The sequence below is a fragment of the Streptomyces sp. NPDC055078 genome (assembly GCF_053607985.1).
Window position 1 is genome coordinate 1 of the sequence record NZ_JBSGUP010000123.1, and the last position, 15,989, is coordinate 15,989.

13 protein-coding genes and 3 pseudogenes are annotated in these 15,989 nt (G+C 68.5%); 6 read left to right on the forward strand and 10 right to left on the reverse strand.

Annotated elements, in window-relative coordinates; genetic code table 11:
- Positions 1–457: pseudogene (locus ACWF94_RS13625) on the forward strand (hypothetical protein); the annotation flags it as partial.
- Positions 458–615: 158 nt separating this feature from the next.
- On the opposite strand, the gene ACWF94_RS13630 reads toward ACWF94_RS13625, so the two are convergent.
- A complete protein-coding gene (locus ACWF94_RS13630) occupies positions 616–858 on the reverse strand; it encodes a hypothetical protein (protein ID WP_453487519.1) in 243 nt (80 codons plus the stop codon).
- A gap of 347 nt (positions 859–1,205) precedes the next feature.
- On the opposite strand from ACWF94_RS13630, the gene ACWF94_RS13635 reads away from it, so the two are divergent.
- Positions 1,206–2,348, forward strand: a complete 1,143-nt coding sequence (locus ACWF94_RS13635; protein WP_453487520.1) for a hypothetical protein — start codon at positions 1,206–1,208, stop codon at positions 2,346–2,348.
- Positions 2,349–2,422: 74 nt separating this feature from the next.
- On the opposite strand, the gene ACWF94_RS13640 is transcribed toward ACWF94_RS13635, so the two are convergent.
- Entirely contained in the window at positions 2,423–3,364 is a 942-nt protein-coding gene (locus ACWF94_RS13640) for an alpha/beta fold hydrolase (RefSeq protein WP_453487521.1), read from the reverse strand.
- Between the two features lie 116 nt (positions 3,365–3,480).
- On the opposite strand from ACWF94_RS13640, the gene ACWF94_RS13645 reads away from it, so the two are divergent.
- Entirely contained in the window at positions 3,481–4,461 is a 981-nt protein-coding gene (locus ACWF94_RS13645; RefSeq protein WP_453487530.1) for a helix-turn-helix transcriptional regulator, read from the forward strand.
- A 72-nt stretch (positions 4,462–4,533) separates the two neighbouring features.
- On the opposite strand, the gene ACWF94_RS13650 is transcribed toward ACWF94_RS13645, so the two are convergent.
- The gene (locus ACWF94_RS13650; RefSeq protein ID WP_453487522.1) at positions 4,534–5,145 is read right to left on the reverse strand and encodes a YdeI/OmpD-associated family protein; all 612 of its coding nucleotides are present in this window, start codon (positions 5,143–5,145) and stop codon (positions 4,534–4,536) included.
- Positions 5,146–5,619: 474 nt separating this feature from the next.
- On the opposite strand from ACWF94_RS13650, the gene ACWF94_RS13655 reads away from it, so the two are divergent.
- Both ACWF94_RS13655 and ACWF94_RS13660 read left to right on the forward strand, forming a co-directional pair.
- The gene (locus ACWF94_RS13655; protein WP_453487523.1) at positions 5,620–6,291 is read left to right on the forward strand and encodes a recombinase family protein; all 672 of its coding nucleotides are present in this window, start codon (positions 5,620–5,622) and stop codon (positions 6,289–6,291) included.
- A 153-nt stretch (positions 6,292–6,444) separates the two neighbouring features.
- Entirely contained in the window at positions 6,445–6,864 is a 420-nt protein-coding gene (locus ACWF94_RS13660) for an ester cyclase (protein WP_453487524.1), read from the forward strand.
- A 147-nt stretch (positions 6,865–7,011) separates the two neighbouring features.
- On the opposite strand, the gene ACWF94_RS13665 is transcribed toward ACWF94_RS13660, so the two are convergent.
- Positions 7,012–7,983: a hypothetical protein gene (locus ACWF94_RS13665; protein ID WP_453487525.1), complete on the reverse strand. Its 972-nt coding sequence runs from the start codon at positions 7,981–7,983 to the stop codon at positions 7,012–7,014.
- A gap of 260 nt (positions 7,984–8,243) precedes the next feature.
- Between ACWF94_RS13665 and ACWF94_RS13670 the strand changes: the two genes are divergently transcribed.
- On the forward strand, positions 8,244–11,261 hold the full coding sequence (locus tag ACWF94_RS13670; protein WP_453487526.1) for a Tn3 family transposase: 3,018 nt from the start codon (positions 8,244–8,246) through the stop codon (positions 11,259–11,261).
- Here the strand turns inward: ACWF94_RS13670 and ACWF94_RS13675 are convergent.
- The 6 genes and pseudogenes from ACWF94_RS13675 to ACWF94_RS13700 form a co-directional block, all read right to left on the reverse strand.
- On the reverse strand, positions 11,258–11,533 hold the full coding sequence (locus tag ACWF94_RS13675) for a hypothetical protein (RefSeq protein ID WP_453487527.1): 276 nt from the start codon (positions 11,531–11,533) through the stop codon (positions 11,258–11,260). The genes ACWF94_RS13670 and ACWF94_RS13675 overlap by 4 nt on opposite strands.
- Positions 11,534–11,678: 145 nt before the next feature.
- Complete coding sequence (gene ltrA / locus ACWF94_RS13680; RefSeq protein WP_453487528.1) at positions 11,679–13,073, reverse strand: group II intron reverse transcriptase/maturase; 1,395 nt, start codon at positions 13,071–13,073, stop codon at positions 11,679–11,681.
- Positions 13,074–13,700: 627 nt separating this feature from the next.
- Entirely contained in the window at positions 13,701–14,021 is a 321-nt protein-coding gene (locus tag ACWF94_RS13685; RefSeq protein ID WP_453487531.1) for an SAM-dependent methyltransferase, read from the reverse strand.
- Positions 14,022–14,328: 307 nt separating this feature from the next.
- Positions 14,329–14,502, reverse strand: a pseudogene (locus ACWF94_RS13690) (hypothetical protein); the annotation flags it as partial.
- A 112-nt stretch (positions 14,503–14,614) separates the two neighbouring features.
- Positions 14,615–14,908: pseudogene (locus tag ACWF94_RS13695) on the reverse strand (hypothetical protein); the annotation flags it as partial.
- Positions 14,905–15,924 (reverse strand): glycine amidinotransferase, encoded by a 1,020-nt coding sequence (locus ACWF94_RS13700; RefSeq protein ID WP_453487529.1) that lies wholly within the window; start codon positions 15,922–15,924, stop codon positions 14,905–14,907. The gene ACWF94_RS13700 and the pseudogene ACWF94_RS13695, both read right to left, overlap by 4 nt.
- Positions 15,925–15,989: the final 65 nt, after the last annotated feature.

The window sequence follows — 15,989 nt, forward strand, 5'->3', positions numbered from 1 at the left end:
GGCCGCTCCGGACGAGGACGTCGACTGGATGCAGCGGCTCATACGGATCACCGGCTGGACACAGCCCGCCCGGCGGCCAGACGTGGACTGGGCGGAGGTCGAGACGTGCCTGGGCACCGCAGTGCCGAGCGACTACAAGCGCATGGTCGAGACCTTCGGCAAAGGCGCCTTCGACGCTTACCTGGACCTCAACCAGGAACCGTGGACGCACCTCAGGGAGGACGGCCTGCTCATCTGGGCGGGCACGGAGCACGAGGACCTGTACTGCTGGAAGACCGACGGTGACGACCCCGACCGCTGGCCCGTCGTGGTCCGGTCCTCCGACGGCGAGGACCTCCTCTTCGACTGCCGGGCAGCCGAGTTCGTCTGCCGCATCCTCATCGATCCGCACCACCCGTACACGATGGCCCGCTACTTCGACACCCACTGGTTCATGAACTACCGCGAAAGCAGCTGAACCCCGCCGCCAAGTGACTGCTCAGGCGCAGCCAACGGCACCACGAAAGGCAGCCAACCCTCGCAGTCCGTCGGGTTCAGATTGCTCAAAGCCAGCCGACACGCCCGCTGCTCGCGAAGCCCGGATTCCGGCATCCCCGCAAGACCCAGTGCTAATGATCAAGGGGAACCTATAGCGCCAGGTCGATCGGAGGTCCAGCCGGATACGGCGGTGACGGCGACACTGCGCAGGAGGTGGGCGGTGGGCAGGCGCCGGCGGGCTTCGCTTTGCAGTCCGGCGAGCGCGGTGTCCGGGCCCGGGTCGCCGAGCTGAAGCGCGACGCGGTAGATGTTCTGGTAGGTGTCACTCCAGGCCGGACGGGCATGGCACTGCACGGCGGTGAATCCGGCGGCGTGCAGCACCGCGGGCCAGTCAAGGTCTCCGCAGGCACAAGGCCGGCACCTGGCCGGACGGATACGTCTGCCGGACCTGTTCGGACCGAGCTGTCCGGACACGGGGGATCTGCCCGGGATGCGGCGAGGACCGGGCCCTTCCTGGGCTCCGTCCTGGTGACGGGGCCGCGATCTGCACCACCTGCGCCGGCTTCTCCCAGACCTTCGACTGCTCACGCTGCGGCTTCGAGGGCAAGCTCCTGCGCGGTCGGCTCTGCGAACGCTGCACGCTCACCGACCGGCTCACCGCACTCCTCGACGACGGCACGGGCCGCGTCCGTCCCCCGCTGGTCCCGCTGTTGGACCTGCTGGTGACGATGGACAAGCCCGGAAGCGGACTGGCCTGGCTGGACATGCGTCGCGGGCAGCTGGGAAACGCCTCGCAGCTGCTTCGTCGACTCGGCCTGGGCGAGATTCCGCTGACCCACGATGCGTTCCACGAACTCCAGCCCTGGCGGGCAGCCTCCCACCTGGAAGAACTCCTCATGGCCTGCGGAGTCCTGCCCGCGGCCGACAAGCACATCTGTTCTTTCCAGCGCTGGCTCCCTGGCCATCTCTCCGACATCGCCGAACCCGAGCGCACCAAGACGATCAAGCTCTTCGCGACCTGGCACGTCCTCCCCGGACTACGAGCCCGAGCCGAGCGGAGCCACATCACACCCAGCATCCGCCGCTTCGCCAGCGAACAGATCAAGTACGCGACCGCCTTCCTGCAATGGCTCGGCGAGCGGAACACCACCCTCGCGTCGTGCGGCCAGGTCGACATCGACGCCTGGTTCGCCGAGAACGCCCAGCACGCCCGCACCCGGCTGAGAGGCTTCCTCAACTGGGCCATGCAGAGCCGTCACTGCCGACGTTCCTTGACCATCCCCACAATGAAGATCTCCCGCCGGCCCGCACTGAGCGAAGACGAACGCCTCGCCGCCCTGGGCAGACTTCTGATCGACACGGAGATACCGCTGCGACTCCGCGTCGCCGGAGTCATTGTTCTTCTCTACGCACAACCGCTGAGCCGCGTCGTCCGGCTCACCCTTGACGACGTCATCCGCAACGGCGACGCCGTGCTGCTACGACTCGGTGAGCCACCCTCGCCCGTCCCGGCGCCGGTCTCCGCCCTGCTGCTGGAGCACATCACGAACCGCGGCAACATGAACACCGCGACCAACCCGACGTCCCGCTGGCTCTTCCCCGGCCGCCGGACCGGCCAGCCGCTCGGCCCCAACCACCTGTCCGCGCTCCTGAACGAGGTCGGAATCCCAATCGCCGCCGCCCGCGGCGCCGCCATCCGACAGCAACTCCTCGAACTGCCCGCACCTGTCGTCGCGGACGCTCTCGGCTACCACGACAAGACCACCAGTCGCCTCCGCAACGAGACCGGCGGCACCTGGAGCCGATACGCCGCCGGAGACCACGGGAGGTCACCGGTCGACTGGGCACCCAAAACAACCGGCGAGAGTTGATTTCGCGAGCCCATTTGTCATCGGTGTGATGCGAGAACTCGGCCTTCAGGTGATACGAACCGGATCACAGGACACTAGCCCTGCCGTTCCAGCCATTCCGAAATCACCTGGTTGGTTTCTACTGGCATTTCCTCCTGGATCCAGTGACCGCAGTCCAGGCCGACCACTTCCACGTTGGGCACGAACTCTGCCAGTCTTTCGAACCTCGGGACCGCGAAGTCCTGGTCGCCGTAGATCATGAGGGCGGGCTGCTTGATGATCGGGTCCGCGTCCGCCAGCTGGTGCCAGTTGCGGTCGAGGTTCCTGTACCAGTTGATGCCGCCCGTGAATCCCGACGTCTCGAACGCGGAGACGTAGACGGCCAGGTCGCTGTCGCTCATGATGGGCTCACCGAGTGGTGTTTCCGCCTTGGCGAGGTTGATAAATGCCATGCCCGGCTCAGGGGGTGCGGGGGGCACGTTCTTCCGGTAGAGGTTGCGGATGAACTGGGAGGGGTTGGCATCAAATGCGGCGTCCGCGACGCCCGGCTGCCGGTTGAAGTGGACGAAGTAGAAGTCGCCGCCGAGGAAGGTTTCCATGACCTCGATCCACGGCGTTTCTCCGCGCTCCTGGTAAGGCAGGCTCAGGTTGATCAGCTTGTTCACCCGGTCGGGGTGCAACAGGGTCAGTCCCCAGACGACGAACGCACCCCAGTCATGGCCGACGAAGGTGGCGTCCTCGTAGCCATAGTGGTCCAGGAGCGCGACGACGTCACCCGTCAGGTGTTCGATGTCGTAGTCCGTCACCTCGGCCGGGCGGGAGGAGTTGCCATAACCCCGCTGGTTCGGTGCGATGACGTGGTAGCCAGCCGCTGCGAGGACGGGCATCAGGTGACGCCAGGAGAAGGCGTGCTCCGGCCAGCCGTGGCAGAGCACGATGGGCTTTCCCTTGTTTTCCCGGCCTGCCTCGAAGACTTCGAGCTCCACACCGTTGACCTGGATCAGGGTGGGCTCGGGAAATTCTGCTGGATTGAACACTGCATTTCCTCTCTGGGGGCGTTCGCTGGCGGTTGACCTCCTCGATGAGGTCATGTCGCCATCTTGCTCCCCAAACCGGTCACCTCATGACCGGTTTTTATGAGAGTTTTGTCAGTATGCGATCCGATCGGCTGGTGGCCATACTCCTCTTGCTCCAACGGCGCGAGCAGGTGACAGCCGCGGAGGTCTCCCGGGAGCTGGACGTCTCGGAGCGCACCGCCCGCCGTGACCTCGACGCCCTGGCCATGGCCGGGGTGCCCGTGTACTCCGTGCAGGGCCGAGGCGGCGGCTGGCGCCTCGTGGGCGGAGCTCGTACCGACCTGTCCGGGTTGACCGCCAGTGAGGCACGCGCCCTGTTCCTGGCTGTCGGTCCGGCCTCGGATGCGACGCCGGCGATGAAAGCAGCTCTGCGCAAGCTCGTCCATGCTCTGCCGAAACCCTTCCAGGTGCAGGCCGAGGCAGCGGCGGCGTCGCTGGTCGTAGACCCGCAGCGATGGGGGGCGAGCCGGATCGAGCACCGGCCGCCTCGCTTCCTCGACGAACTCCAGGACGCGGTGATCAACGGCGTCCAGGTATCGCTCGGCTACGTCGACAGCAAAGGCATCGAAACCCGGAGAACTGTCCACCCGCTGGGCATCGTCGCCAAAGGTCCTGTGTGGTACCTCGTCTCCAACACCGAGACCGGCCGACGGATCTTCCGGATCGACCGCGTGTCGTCCGCCGACCCGACCGGCGACCCTGTGCACCGCCCCGGGGACTTCGACCTTGCCGAGAGCTGGAATGAGATCTCCGAAGAGGTCGATCGCAAACGAACGCCGCTGGAGGTCCAGGCGGTATGCACACCCGACGGGATAGGCATACTCCGGATGGCGCTCGGCGACCGGCTCGACGTGGGAGGTTCCACGACCGATGGCCGCATCGAGGTCGTGATCCGCGGCCCCAATGAGTACATCCTCGCCGGCGAGCTCTCCGGGCTGGTCGAATGGGTCGAGGTGACCGGCCCTCCGAGTGTCCGAGACCGCCTGGCCTCGATCGGCAACGCCCTCGTCGAACGATACGGTCGGCCGCGCACCAGCGGAGACCTTCACCCGTCTTGAAGCGGACGAGGCAGGGCTTCGAGAACAGTTCCGCTCAATAGGCTGGGTTTGTCCGTTCCGGCAGGAGCCCGGTCACGACGCCGGCGGGTCCGCTGGCCTGGCTCTCTGCGGGTGGATCGTCTCGTGCCGGACCAGCATCGCCACGCACTCGGCGATCTTCCGGGTTCGCGTCTCGGCCCGCTTGACCGCATTGACCCGGCTGATGAGGGCGAAGCGGTTGGTCTTGGTGAGTACCTCGACCATCGCCTGCGCCGCTGGGTCGGCGGCAATTGCGACGCGCAGGTCGGCCGGCACCTCCGCTTCCGATGACGGCGCATAGGCGACCGTCCACCGCCCGTCGGCCTTCGCGGCGTCGACCGCGGCGCGGCCGGCGGGCTGCATCAGGCCGGCCGCCTCCAACCGGGCCACGTTGGCGACGTTGCGCTGGGACCAGACGCTGCGGCGCCGGCGCGGGGTGAACCGCCGCCAGGAGCTCTCCTCGTCGCGCTTGCGGGCCTGCCCGTCGATCCAGCCGAAGCACAGTGCCTCGTCGACCGCCTGCTGCCAGGTCAGCGTGGTAACGGAGCCGCCCTTCCTCGTCAGGGCGAGCCACACGCCAGGAGAGGCGGTGTGGTTGTCCAGCAGCCACGCGCGCAGCGCCGCGCCGTCGGCAACGATCAACTCATCCAGCTCGGTTCCGGTCACCACCGCAGGTTAGTGCCGCAACCAGGTGTCGCGACCTGTCGGGGTGACTCGTTGAGCCCGCGGCGTCGATGTCGGCCTGGCTCGCCCTCGCCGACGCCACCGTGAAGAACGGCTGCCCTCTCCGGTCAGCTCAACGACCTCGGCGTCCCCACAGCCGCCGCCCGGACCGGAGCGATCCGCCACAGTGGGTCCTGGAGATGCCCGCCCCGTCGTCGTCGACGCCCTCGGCTACCACGACGTCATCGCGACCCGCCTCGCATCCGAGGTCGGAGAAGACTGGAGTCGCTACGCCGACGACCACGTACGGTCACCAGCAGGCTGGGCCCCAGGCGGAACTGGCGACAGTTGAATAGGCGATCCCACCAGTATCAACCCCCGAGACCGCCCGGACCTCTCACAGCCTTCAAAAACCCCTTCAAAAGCCGAGGGCATTCAACAACCTGCGACCACCGTTTTCTGACATGATCCGGGGCCATGACCGCCCCCGAACCGGCCGAGCCGGGCCCCCTCGTCGCCGAACCGCTCGTCCGCACCGAGATCAAGATCGGATACGCCCGGGTCTCCACCAGCGGGCAGAAGCTGGAACGGCAGCTCGACGCGCTCACCGCCGCCGGGTGCCGGAAGATCTTCGCGGACAAGAAGTCCGGCAAGAACGCGCTCCGCCCCGAGCTGAAGGCGTGCCACGCCTTCCTAGACCCCGGCGACACCCTGGTCGTCCCGAGCTTGGACCGCTACGGCCGCAGCCTTCAGGACCTCATCAACATGGTCGCCGAACTCCGCACCCGCGGCATCGGCTTCACCTCGCTCCACGAGAATCTGGACACCACCACCCCCGGCGGCCGGCTCGTCTTCCACGTCTTCGCCGCCCTCGCGGAGTTCATCCGCGAACTCATCGTCATCGGCACCAACGAGGGCCTGGCCGCCGCCCGCGAGCGCGGCCGGGTCGGCGGACGCCCGAGCGTCGCCACCGAGGAAGTCATCCGTGCCGCCCGCGACCTGCTGCCCGACCCCGGCCGCTCGATCACCTCGATCGCCAAGCTGCTGGGCGTCTCCCCGGGCACCCTCTACAACCACATCCCGGACCTGCGTGAGCTCCGCGCCTCCCATGTCCCCAGGCAACTCGACGCCGGCACCACCCCGCGCTGATCAGTCCCGGAGCGAGGCGTTGTGGCTCGTGCGCTCACCCTGGCCGGCCGCTGGCACCCGGGGCATGAATCCCCGGTCAATCCCAAGACGGGACCCGCCGCGTGGGCGTGACGGTCCCTGTCCCGGACGGCGGATCCCGGTAGGAAGGCGGGTATGGAATCTCGCAGCAAGGACGTGGCCTCCCGCTTCCTGGAGGAGACGGAGGAGCGGGACCGCATTCCCGCGTACGACCATCTGTGCACGGCGGACTACCGTGAACACGGTCCGGGGATGCCGCAGGGTACTGCGGGCCTGGCAGAGGCCCGCGAGATCTACCGGGACCTGATGACGGCTTTCGCGCTCCGGCACACCGCCGAGAGCATGATCGCCGAGGACGACCTGGTAAGCGCGCGGTTCACCGTGCGGGGCCGTCACGTCGGCGAGTACCAGGGTTCTCCCCCGAGCGGCCGGACCTTCAAGGTGTCCGGCCAGATCACCTTCAGGTTCCGGGGCGGGAAAATCGCCGAGACCTGGATCCACTGGGACCACCAGAGTCTGCTGGAACAGCTCGGCGCACCGGGCAGTGCCGGGTGACACCCGGTCTCCGCACACCGCCACACCAGTGACCTGGCGCCCGGAGCTCTGGGCGCGGCAGTCCTGCCGCCCCGTGATCCGTGTCGGGGACCGCCGCGCCGAGGGCGCGCGGAATCCGCGCGGGCGGGCCGGAGAATGCGCCTGTCCTCACGGCTGTGGCGCTGTCCGCCGGCGGGCGTGGAGGAAGACCGTGGTGGTGGCCGCAGCCGTGACGACGGCCAAGGCGGCCAGGGCGAACCCGGTGGCGCTGTCCGGTGAGGTGAAGGGCTGCCCGCGGTGGGCCTGCCAGGTCAGGATCCCGGTCAGCCCGAGGCAGAAGGCGGCGGCGATCCAGACCAGGGCGGTGCGGTGGCGGGGGCCGAGCACGCGGGGGCCGAGGGTGAGGAGCAGGCCGAGCAGGATCAGGGCCTGGAGGGAGTGGACGCCGACGAAGTGCGCCACGCGCCAGTCGCCGCCGACGGTGCTGAAGTTGGTGACCGGCCATCCGGGCCCGCCGTCGGGCGGGCCCACGGTGTGCGCGCCGATGTACGGCATCCCGCCGAGGTAGGGCGAATCGGGCCGGGGGTCCGCCGCCGCCTCCTGCGTCGGGGTGGACTGCACCATGAGGTAGACGGCGACCATGCTCACGGTGACCACCACCATCCCCAGCCGCAGGGCCCAGGCCAGCGCGGGCGGCTCGACCCGTCCCCGCAGCAGCAGGAAGACGGTCACCAGGCCGATCACGAGCAGCACCAGCGAGGCCGCCAGCATGACCATGATCCTGCTGCCGGTGACGACCGTGGTGAAGTTGAAGTGGCTCGTCGTGCCCTCGGCCGCCGCCCAGGTGCCGCCCGCTCCCTCGACGGCCACGCAGACCACCGCCGTCCAGGCCATCACGCTCACCAGACGGCCGTGGCCCCGGACGAAGGACATCAGCCAGATGAGCGTGACGGCGAACAGGCCGAAGGAGAACGCGAACCGGGCGGGCTTCGCCCACACCGGCTGCCCGGTGAGCTCCCGCCCGTCCACCACCAGCCCCACCAGCGCCGTCACCAGAAACAAGCCCGCGACCACCACCGTCGTGACCATCGGCGCATTGACCAGCCACATCCTGCGCACCAGGGACCGTGTCCCGGACACCTCCACGACAGATCCGCCATCCCTCGGCAACCAGACCGCTGCCCATGCTCACGGCGGGGCCGATCAGCCGGCCGCCCGCACGGCGGTGCGGTCACCCGACCGGTTCGCGGACCTCCACCACCTGGCCCACCAACCAGGGGCCCGCTCTGTACCAGAAGGCGCCGCCCGGCCGGGCCGGAACAGGAGATCGCCGCACCACCGGTCCGGGCGGCGGGGAGCGTCGCGCGCGAGAGCAGGCCCCAAGACCGAGGAGCGCGCAGGTGCCCACCAGCTTTCTGACCGAGGAGCAGCGCCGCCGGTTCGGCCGGTTCGCCGATGATCCCGACGAGGGCCAGCTCGCGGGGTCGTTCCTCCTGGACCGGACCGCGCGGCGCCGGGCGATGGCCGCCAAGGGCGCCCGGAACCGGATCGGCCTCGCCGTTCAGCTCGGGACCGTCCGTTACCTGGGGACCTTCCTCGACAACCCGGAGGACGTGCCCGCCGTGGTGGTCGACTACGTCGCCGAACAGCTCGGCCTGGACCCCACCGACTTCACCGGGTACGGCTCCCGGGAGGCCCGCTGGGACCACCAGGAGCAGATCCGCAGCGCGTACGGGTACGCGAAGTTCGGCTCCGGCCAGTGGTTCGCGCTCGCCCGCTGGCTGTACCAGCGGGCGTGGATCGGCTCCGAGCGCCCGACCCTGCTGTTCGACCTGGCCACCAAACGGCTGGTCGAGAGGAAGGTGGTGCTGCCCGGGGTGACCGTGCTGGAACGACTCGTCTCCGGCACCCGCGAGCGGGCCGAGAAGCGCCTGTGGGCGACGCTCGCCGCGGCCCCCACCATGGAGCAGGCCGCGGAACTCCAGCACCTGGTCGTCGTCCCCGCGGGGAAGCGGCTGTCCGAGCTGGACCGGCTGCGCCGCTCGCCGAGGGACATCACCGCCCGCGGCGTGGGCAAGGCCCTTCAGCGCTACGAGGCACTGCGCGCGTTCGGCGGGGACGGATGGAATCTGTCCGCGATACCCCAGGGGCGGCTCCAGGCGCTGGTGCGCTTCGCTCGGGCGGCCCGAGCCCAGGCGGTCTCCGACCTCGCAGGGGACCGGCGCCTGGCCACCCTGGTGGCGTTCGCCGCGGTGATGCCGCAGATCGCCGCCGACGAGGCGATCGAGGTGTTCGACCTGGTGATGGGCGACCTGATCCGCTCCTCCGGGACCAAGATGACCAAGCACCGGCTGCGCACCCTCAAAGACCTGGACGCCGCGGCGATCCAGCTGCGCACGGCATGGATCACCGTGTGCTCAGCTGCCTCCGACCCGGACGGCGACATCCGGGCCGTGCTCGACGCCATGGACGTGGCCCCGTTCCATACCGCCGCGGAGACGGTCAAGCTGCTGGCCCAGGAGCCCGACGACGGCGCCGAGCAGATGCTGGCCGCCCGCTACAACACCATCGCCCGCTTCCTCCCCGACCTGCTCAAGACGTTCGCGTTCGAAGCAAGCCCGGCGGGCGAGCCGGTACTGGACGCGCTGGCGTTCGTGAAGTCCCTCAAGGGCCGGCGCCGCCCCATCCAGGGATGGGAGGTCCCGGCGAAGTTCCTCACCCCCGCGTGGCGGCGCCTGGTCTTCCCGCCCCCGCCGATGCCCGTGGGCAGCGTCGAGAAACGCGCGCTGATCGTCGCCTCCACCGAGGCCCTGCGCACCGCCCTGCACCGGCACGAGGTCTACGTGCCGGGCCTGCGCAAATGGGGCGACCCCAACGCCCGGCTGCTGAACGACACCGCGTGGGAGGCCGCCCGCTCCCGCGTCTGCGAGGAACTCGACCTCGACCCGGAGCCGGACAAGCTCCTGGCCAACTGGACCAGCCGCCTCGATGCCGCCCACCGGGCGTTCGCCGACGGCCTGGCCGCCAACCCCGCCGTACGGATCGAGCAGCAGGGCGGCCGGGACCGGATCATCCTCACCGGCCTGGACCGCCTGGACGAACCCGTCTCCCTGCGCGAACTCCACCGCGAGGTCGAAGCCCGCCTCCCGGCCGTCGACCTGCCCGAGATGGTCCTGGAGGTCAACTCCTGGACCCCCTACCTGAGCGACTTCACCCACGTCTCCGAAGCCAACTCACGGATGGACGACCTCGAACTCTCCATGGCCGCCGTCCTCACCGCCGAGGCCACCAACGTCGGGGTCGAGCCGATCGTCCACGACGGCGTCGACGCCCTCTCCCGCGACCGGCTGTTCTGGGTCGAACAGAACTACCTGAGAGCCGCAACCCTCTCCCGGGCGAACTCCCGGCTCGTGGACCACCACATGCGCCTGCCGCTGGTCCAGGCGTGGGGCGGCGGCGAGCTGGCCTCCGCCGACGGCCTGCGCTTCATCACCCCGATCCGCACCCTGAACTCCGGACCGAACCCGAAATACTTCGGCACCCGCCGGCGCGGGGTGACCTTCTACAACTTCCTCTCGGACCAGTTCAGCGGCCTCCACGGCATCCTGATCCCCGGCACCCAGCGCGACTCCTTCTACATCCTCGACGGCCTCCTCGAACAGGACACCGCCCTGCGCCCCGTCGAGGTCACCTCGGACACCCACGGCTCCTCCGAGATCGTCTTCGGCCTCTTCCGCCTCCTGGGCTACCAGTTCTCCCCGCGCCTGGCCGACTCCGGCAGCGCCACTCTCTACCGGACCGACCCGGACGCCGACTACAGCCCGCTCAACCCGCTCACCCGCGACCGGGTCAACCTCAAGCAGATCACCAGCCACTGGGACGACGTCCTGCACGTGGCCGGCTCCCTCCACTCCGGCACGATCAAAGCCTCCGAGGTCCTGCGCGTCCTCGCCCCTGGCGGCAAGCCCACCCCGACCGGCAAGGCCATCATGGAGATCGGCCGCCTGGACCGCAGCGCCTACCTGTCCTCGTACTTCACCGACGAGCTGCTGCGGCGGCGCATCAACACCCAGCTCAACCGGCAGGAGTCCCGCCACAGCCTCGCCCGGAAGATCTTCCACGGCCAGAAAGGCGAACTCCGGCGCTCCTACAGAGAGGGACAGGAAGACCAGCTCGGGGCACTGGGACTGATGCTCAACATCGTCATCCTGTGGAACACCGTCTACATGCAGCAGATCATCGCCGAGATGCGCGCCGAGGGCATCCACATCCGGGACGAGGACATCGCCCGCCTCTCCCCGCTGAAGTTCGCCCACATCAACTTCCACGGCCGCTACAGCTTCGCCCTGCCCGCCGAGGTCCAGGACGGACAGCTCCGCTCCACCCGCAAGCCGGAACCGGCCAGCACCGTGATCTAGGCAGGCCCCGCCGGCTCCTCCGACACCCGGGCGAGCCGGTACCGGACCTTCTCATGCGACAGACCCACCTGCGCGCCGATCTGCCGCAGTCCCCAGCCCTCCGCCCTCGCCGCGGCCATCCCCTTGTCCAGGGCCGTGTCCGTCACCTCCCCCAGCGCCTGCCGCAGCTGAGTCACGAGCCGCAGCCGGATCGCGGGAGCCAGCTCGTCCAGACCGGCGCAGAACCGCGCCACGTCCGCCTTCAGGAAACCGATCGTCGGATCATCGCTCACCCCGACACCCTGACCACCCGGATCACCGGCTGGCTGAGTAGGCCCGGGGCGCGGTTCCAGGATCACTCCCGGCCCGTCTCCCCGGACCTCTCGCCGAACCCGCCGTGCGCCTCACAGCGCAACGGGCTCTCCACGGTCCCTGCCGTCAGGCGTGTTCGAGAGACAGAAACGGAGTGGGGATCTTCGCCCCGCGATAGCGGTACCGGGTGACCGGGATTGCCGCGATCGGACGTCGTTCGATCCTGCCCGCTGTGATAGGTAGCCAGTTCCCTTGCGGGGTGACGTATCTTTGGCGGACATCCCTCCAGTTCCAGCGGAACCGATGCATCAGCAAGCACATCAGTCGTCGCCATGTGAAAGCGTCCAGCATGCTGAACACGTTCTTCGCAATGGCGTGCCGGAAATAGTTGGCCCAACCGTGCATGATCGAGTTAAGCCGGTCAAGCACGTACTCCATGTTTGCCTGTGACAGTCTGTGTGTCAGTGCACGGATCTTCATCTTGACCGACCTGATGGGCCGGTTGGCGATGAAGGTATACACATGCCACTTGTCCGTTCCTTGCTTATGGCGCCACTGGATGCGGAACCCCAAGAAGTCGAACCCTTCGCTCATGTGCACGATTCGGGTCTTGGCCAATGAAAGCCGCAACCCCATCGGTGCCAGCACTTCCGCGACCTCGTCACGCAGCGCCGCAGTATCCTCTTCGGTACCATTCACCAGAACGACAAAATCATCCGCGTAGCGGACGACCCTCCAATTCGGCAACTGCTGAGCGCGGCGCTTCTGTCGTCGCTTGTTGGTCGACAACTCCCCGCCCGGCTTCCACGCGCTGTGCAGATGCTCATCGAGCACCGACAGGGCAATGTTGGCCAACAGGGGCGAGAGGATGCCGCCTTGAGGCGTACCGGTGTGCGTGTCCTGCTGTTCTCCGAATTCCGTGAGGATCCCGGACTTCAGGAACGCTTTCACCAGAGACAGGACGCGCTTGTCCTTGACCCGTGCCCGGACCCGGTCCATCAAGGCCGTGTGATCGATCTCGTCGAAGCACGCCTGGATGTCAGCGTCCAGCACCCACCTGTAGCTTTTCGTGCCGAACAGATGGATCTCGGCAATCGCATCATGCGCCCGCCGCTTGGGCCGGAACCCGTAGGAGACCGGCTCGAAGTCGGCCTCGAAAATCGGCTCCAGCACCAGCTTGAGTGCTGCTTGGACGACCCGGTCAGCGATCCCGGGAATCCCGAGCCGCCTGACCTTTCCCGACCCGCCCGGCTTCGGGATCTTACGCTCCCTCACCGGCAGAGGACGGAATACTCCGCCCTTCACCGCGGTCCGTAGGTCGTCCAGGAAGGCGAGCAACCCGATACTCTCCTCCACGCCGCGAACAGTAATGCCGTCCACGCCCGGAGTGTTTGCACCTTTGTTGCCCGCCACCCGGTCGAACGCCACCCTCAGCGTTGCCGGGTCATGAACGAAATTGAACAGATCGTCAAACCTGCGACCTGAATCGGCCGCCGCCCAACGGTGAAGCTTGGTCTGCATCCACGCTACTCTCGCCGAAGATCCCTGCGGGTCCTGGGCGAGAGCGCCGTCATTCGGCGGCGCGTCTTGCGTCATTGCACTCTCCAGTCCTTCTCGGTACCGCTGCCGCCCTTTCCCATGTGACCGGCTTTCCCGGACTCGGAGTACTACGGCGGCTCCGCCCCGTTCGGATCGTTTGGCGGTCGATGCGCCTATCCAGATCGGCGGACTGGAGGTCCGCCGAGCGGGAGTTGATCCGTACGGTTCCCACGTTCACTGCAATCCGTTCGGTGAAGTAGGAGCCCGACTCTGTCCCAGCAGCATCGCCACGAGTACGCCGCAGACTTTCCTCGTGGCCTCCCCGCGTGAGTTTTGAATCTCCCACGGGAAGTTCCCTCCGCTATGAGCGGTGGGACGCACTGCGCCCCGCCCAGATCCACCAGGTTTCAGGCAGGTGTCAGTGTTAAAGGACGTAACGACGCCGGTTCCTCTCGTACTCCTCTCCACCATCGCTCCCCGGGCCTACGCCATCTGGCAGTGCTGACGCACCCCGGGTTTGTCAGGGCTGCTCCCACCCTCCCGGCATCACCCGATTAGGCTGCCCTCAGCTTCGCTATCCTGCTGCGACAGGACAGCGGCGCAGGTCTCTCACCTCCGCACGGACTCGCAGCGCCTCGTGGCGCAATCAAAACTTCTGACAGCAACACCGGTTTCCTGGGCCATTCCTACTCGGACCCCAAGCCCGGTGGTGGTCAGGTCGTTCACCACGAAGTGCGCTGTGCCTTTCATCTCGTAGGTGGCGGCCCCCTGCCGGGCCTGGGCCACCGCGACCGGCGAGAAGTCGATACCGACCAGGTCGGCGTGTGCCGCGCGGGCCGGCCACAGACCGGGGCCGCCGCGCCCGCATCCGAGATCGGCCAGTACCTCGCCCTCCTTCAGGGCCAGTTCGGCGGCGATGTGGTACAGCAGATCGGCGCAGAGGAAGGAGAACGGTTCGGCCTCCGGCGGAGCGCTGGGTCGACGGTCCGGGCCACCCGGCTGAAGCCTCCGGTGCGGGCTTCGCCGTGGAACAGCGCGTCGAAATCGCCCGGGAGGATCGCCGCAGGGTTCTCTCGCCCGATGTGCGGAGTGCTCGGTTCACGGTGCACGGGTTGCCTCCCTTTCCGGGCCCGGCCCGGACAGCGGGCGATCCGGCGCGGTGCGACGTGCGGTCGGAGTCGACCACGACGGTGATCCCGGCGAGTATCTGCTCGGCCTGGCGCTCGACGGCGGCGGGATCAGGGCCGGTGACGATGAAGTGGCCGAGGCGCCCTCGGCTGGCCTGCACCGGCCGCACGGTCCGGGTCGGTGACGACTGTGACGCCGGCGGAGCCCGCGCCGTCGGCGGGCTTGATGACGCACGGGAAGGCGATCTCCCCGGCGGCACGGAGCAGGCGTAGTTCATCCTCATTGCCGAGGACGCGGGTGCGGGGCGCGGTAACGCCGTGGAGGGCGAACGCCTGGCTCATGGTGGCCTTGTCGCGGGCCGCCATCGCGCGGTCCGGGTCGTTGCCCGGCAGGCCGAGTTCGGCGCACACCTGCGCGAGTATCGGGGTGAGGTACTCGTTGACGGTGAGCACCGCGTCCGCGCCGATCCGGCGGGCGTAGCCGACGACGTCCTCCAGGGCGCGGTCGGGGCGGGAGAAATCGCTCGTCAGACAACCGGACAGGATCTGTCGGAGGTCGGCCCCGTAGGCGGAGTGTGTGGCGGGATCGGTGGCGGCGTGGACCTGGTAGCCGGAGGCAGCGGCTGTCCGGGCGATCTCGCCGGACTCAGGGCCGGCCGCCTCCAGCAACAGAACGCGGGGCGCTCTCACGACAGATAGTCCTCGCGGGCGCCCTCGCGGACCGTGTCGAGGGTGAAGCAGTGGAAGCCTCCGCCGAACAGCCTCCGGTGGCGGTGGCGTACTGGCACGGTGGTGAAGCCCGCCGCGTCGAGGGTCTTGATCAGGCCGGTGCAGTCCTCGTTGACCAGCACGGTGTTCTCGTCGACGGACAGGACGTTGAGGTCGATGTAGGGGCTGGTGAGGACCAGGTCCTCGTAGTCGTCGTAGACCGGGAACGCGCCCGCGTCCGGCTCGGGCGGCACGATGTAGCGCCACGAGCGCAGCGGCTCGGGCATCAGGTCCCGGATGCCGTCGTGCCGGGCCAGGAACACCCCCGGCTTCAGGGCGAGGACCATGCTGTCGATGTGGTTGTCCGCCATCCGCCACACCCGGTGGACGCGATGCTCGTTGCCGAGGTGCCTCTCCAACCACTCGGCGCCCCGGGCGTGGTTGGCCTGCGCGATGTTGACGACCAGGTCGTGGCCCAGCCGCAGCACCTGCGCGCCGTCCAGCATCATCTCCACGCCGACGTCGTACGGGCTGGGCTGCGGGTCGTCGACGGCCTCGGTCGGCCCGCCCAGGGTGGTCGCGGTGTCCCTCGCGTACGACAAGTCGAAGCTGTTGTCGGTGAGGGTGGGGCGGGGCATCGTCGTCCACCGCGCGCCGGCTTCCCAGTAGCCGGTGAAGACGGGGGCGAGCAGGCGGGTCTCCAGGTAGCGGGAGCGGATCGCGGGCGGCGTCTCGATGATCTCGTCGCCGAGGATCAGCGTGTTGTCGCGGATGTTCAGCGCCGGGGTCGGGGCAGCCTCCCAGCCCAGGCCCGCGATCGGGGCCGCGCCCGGCGGCAGGGGCAGCGGCCGGTGTACGGCGGCTCCGAGCCCGGCGAGGACGGCGGCCAGGGCCTCGACGTCCTCGTGTAGTTCTTCGGCGTACCGCTGCTTGATGGCCCAGCTCTCCCGGTGGCTGGCCGCCGCCCTGGTCAGACACCCCATGTCGTTGGGTGTCAAGCGGCATGGGATTGGGCGTGGTGTGACCAGGCGGTTGCTTCGTCGTAGCGGGTACGGGTTTTGAG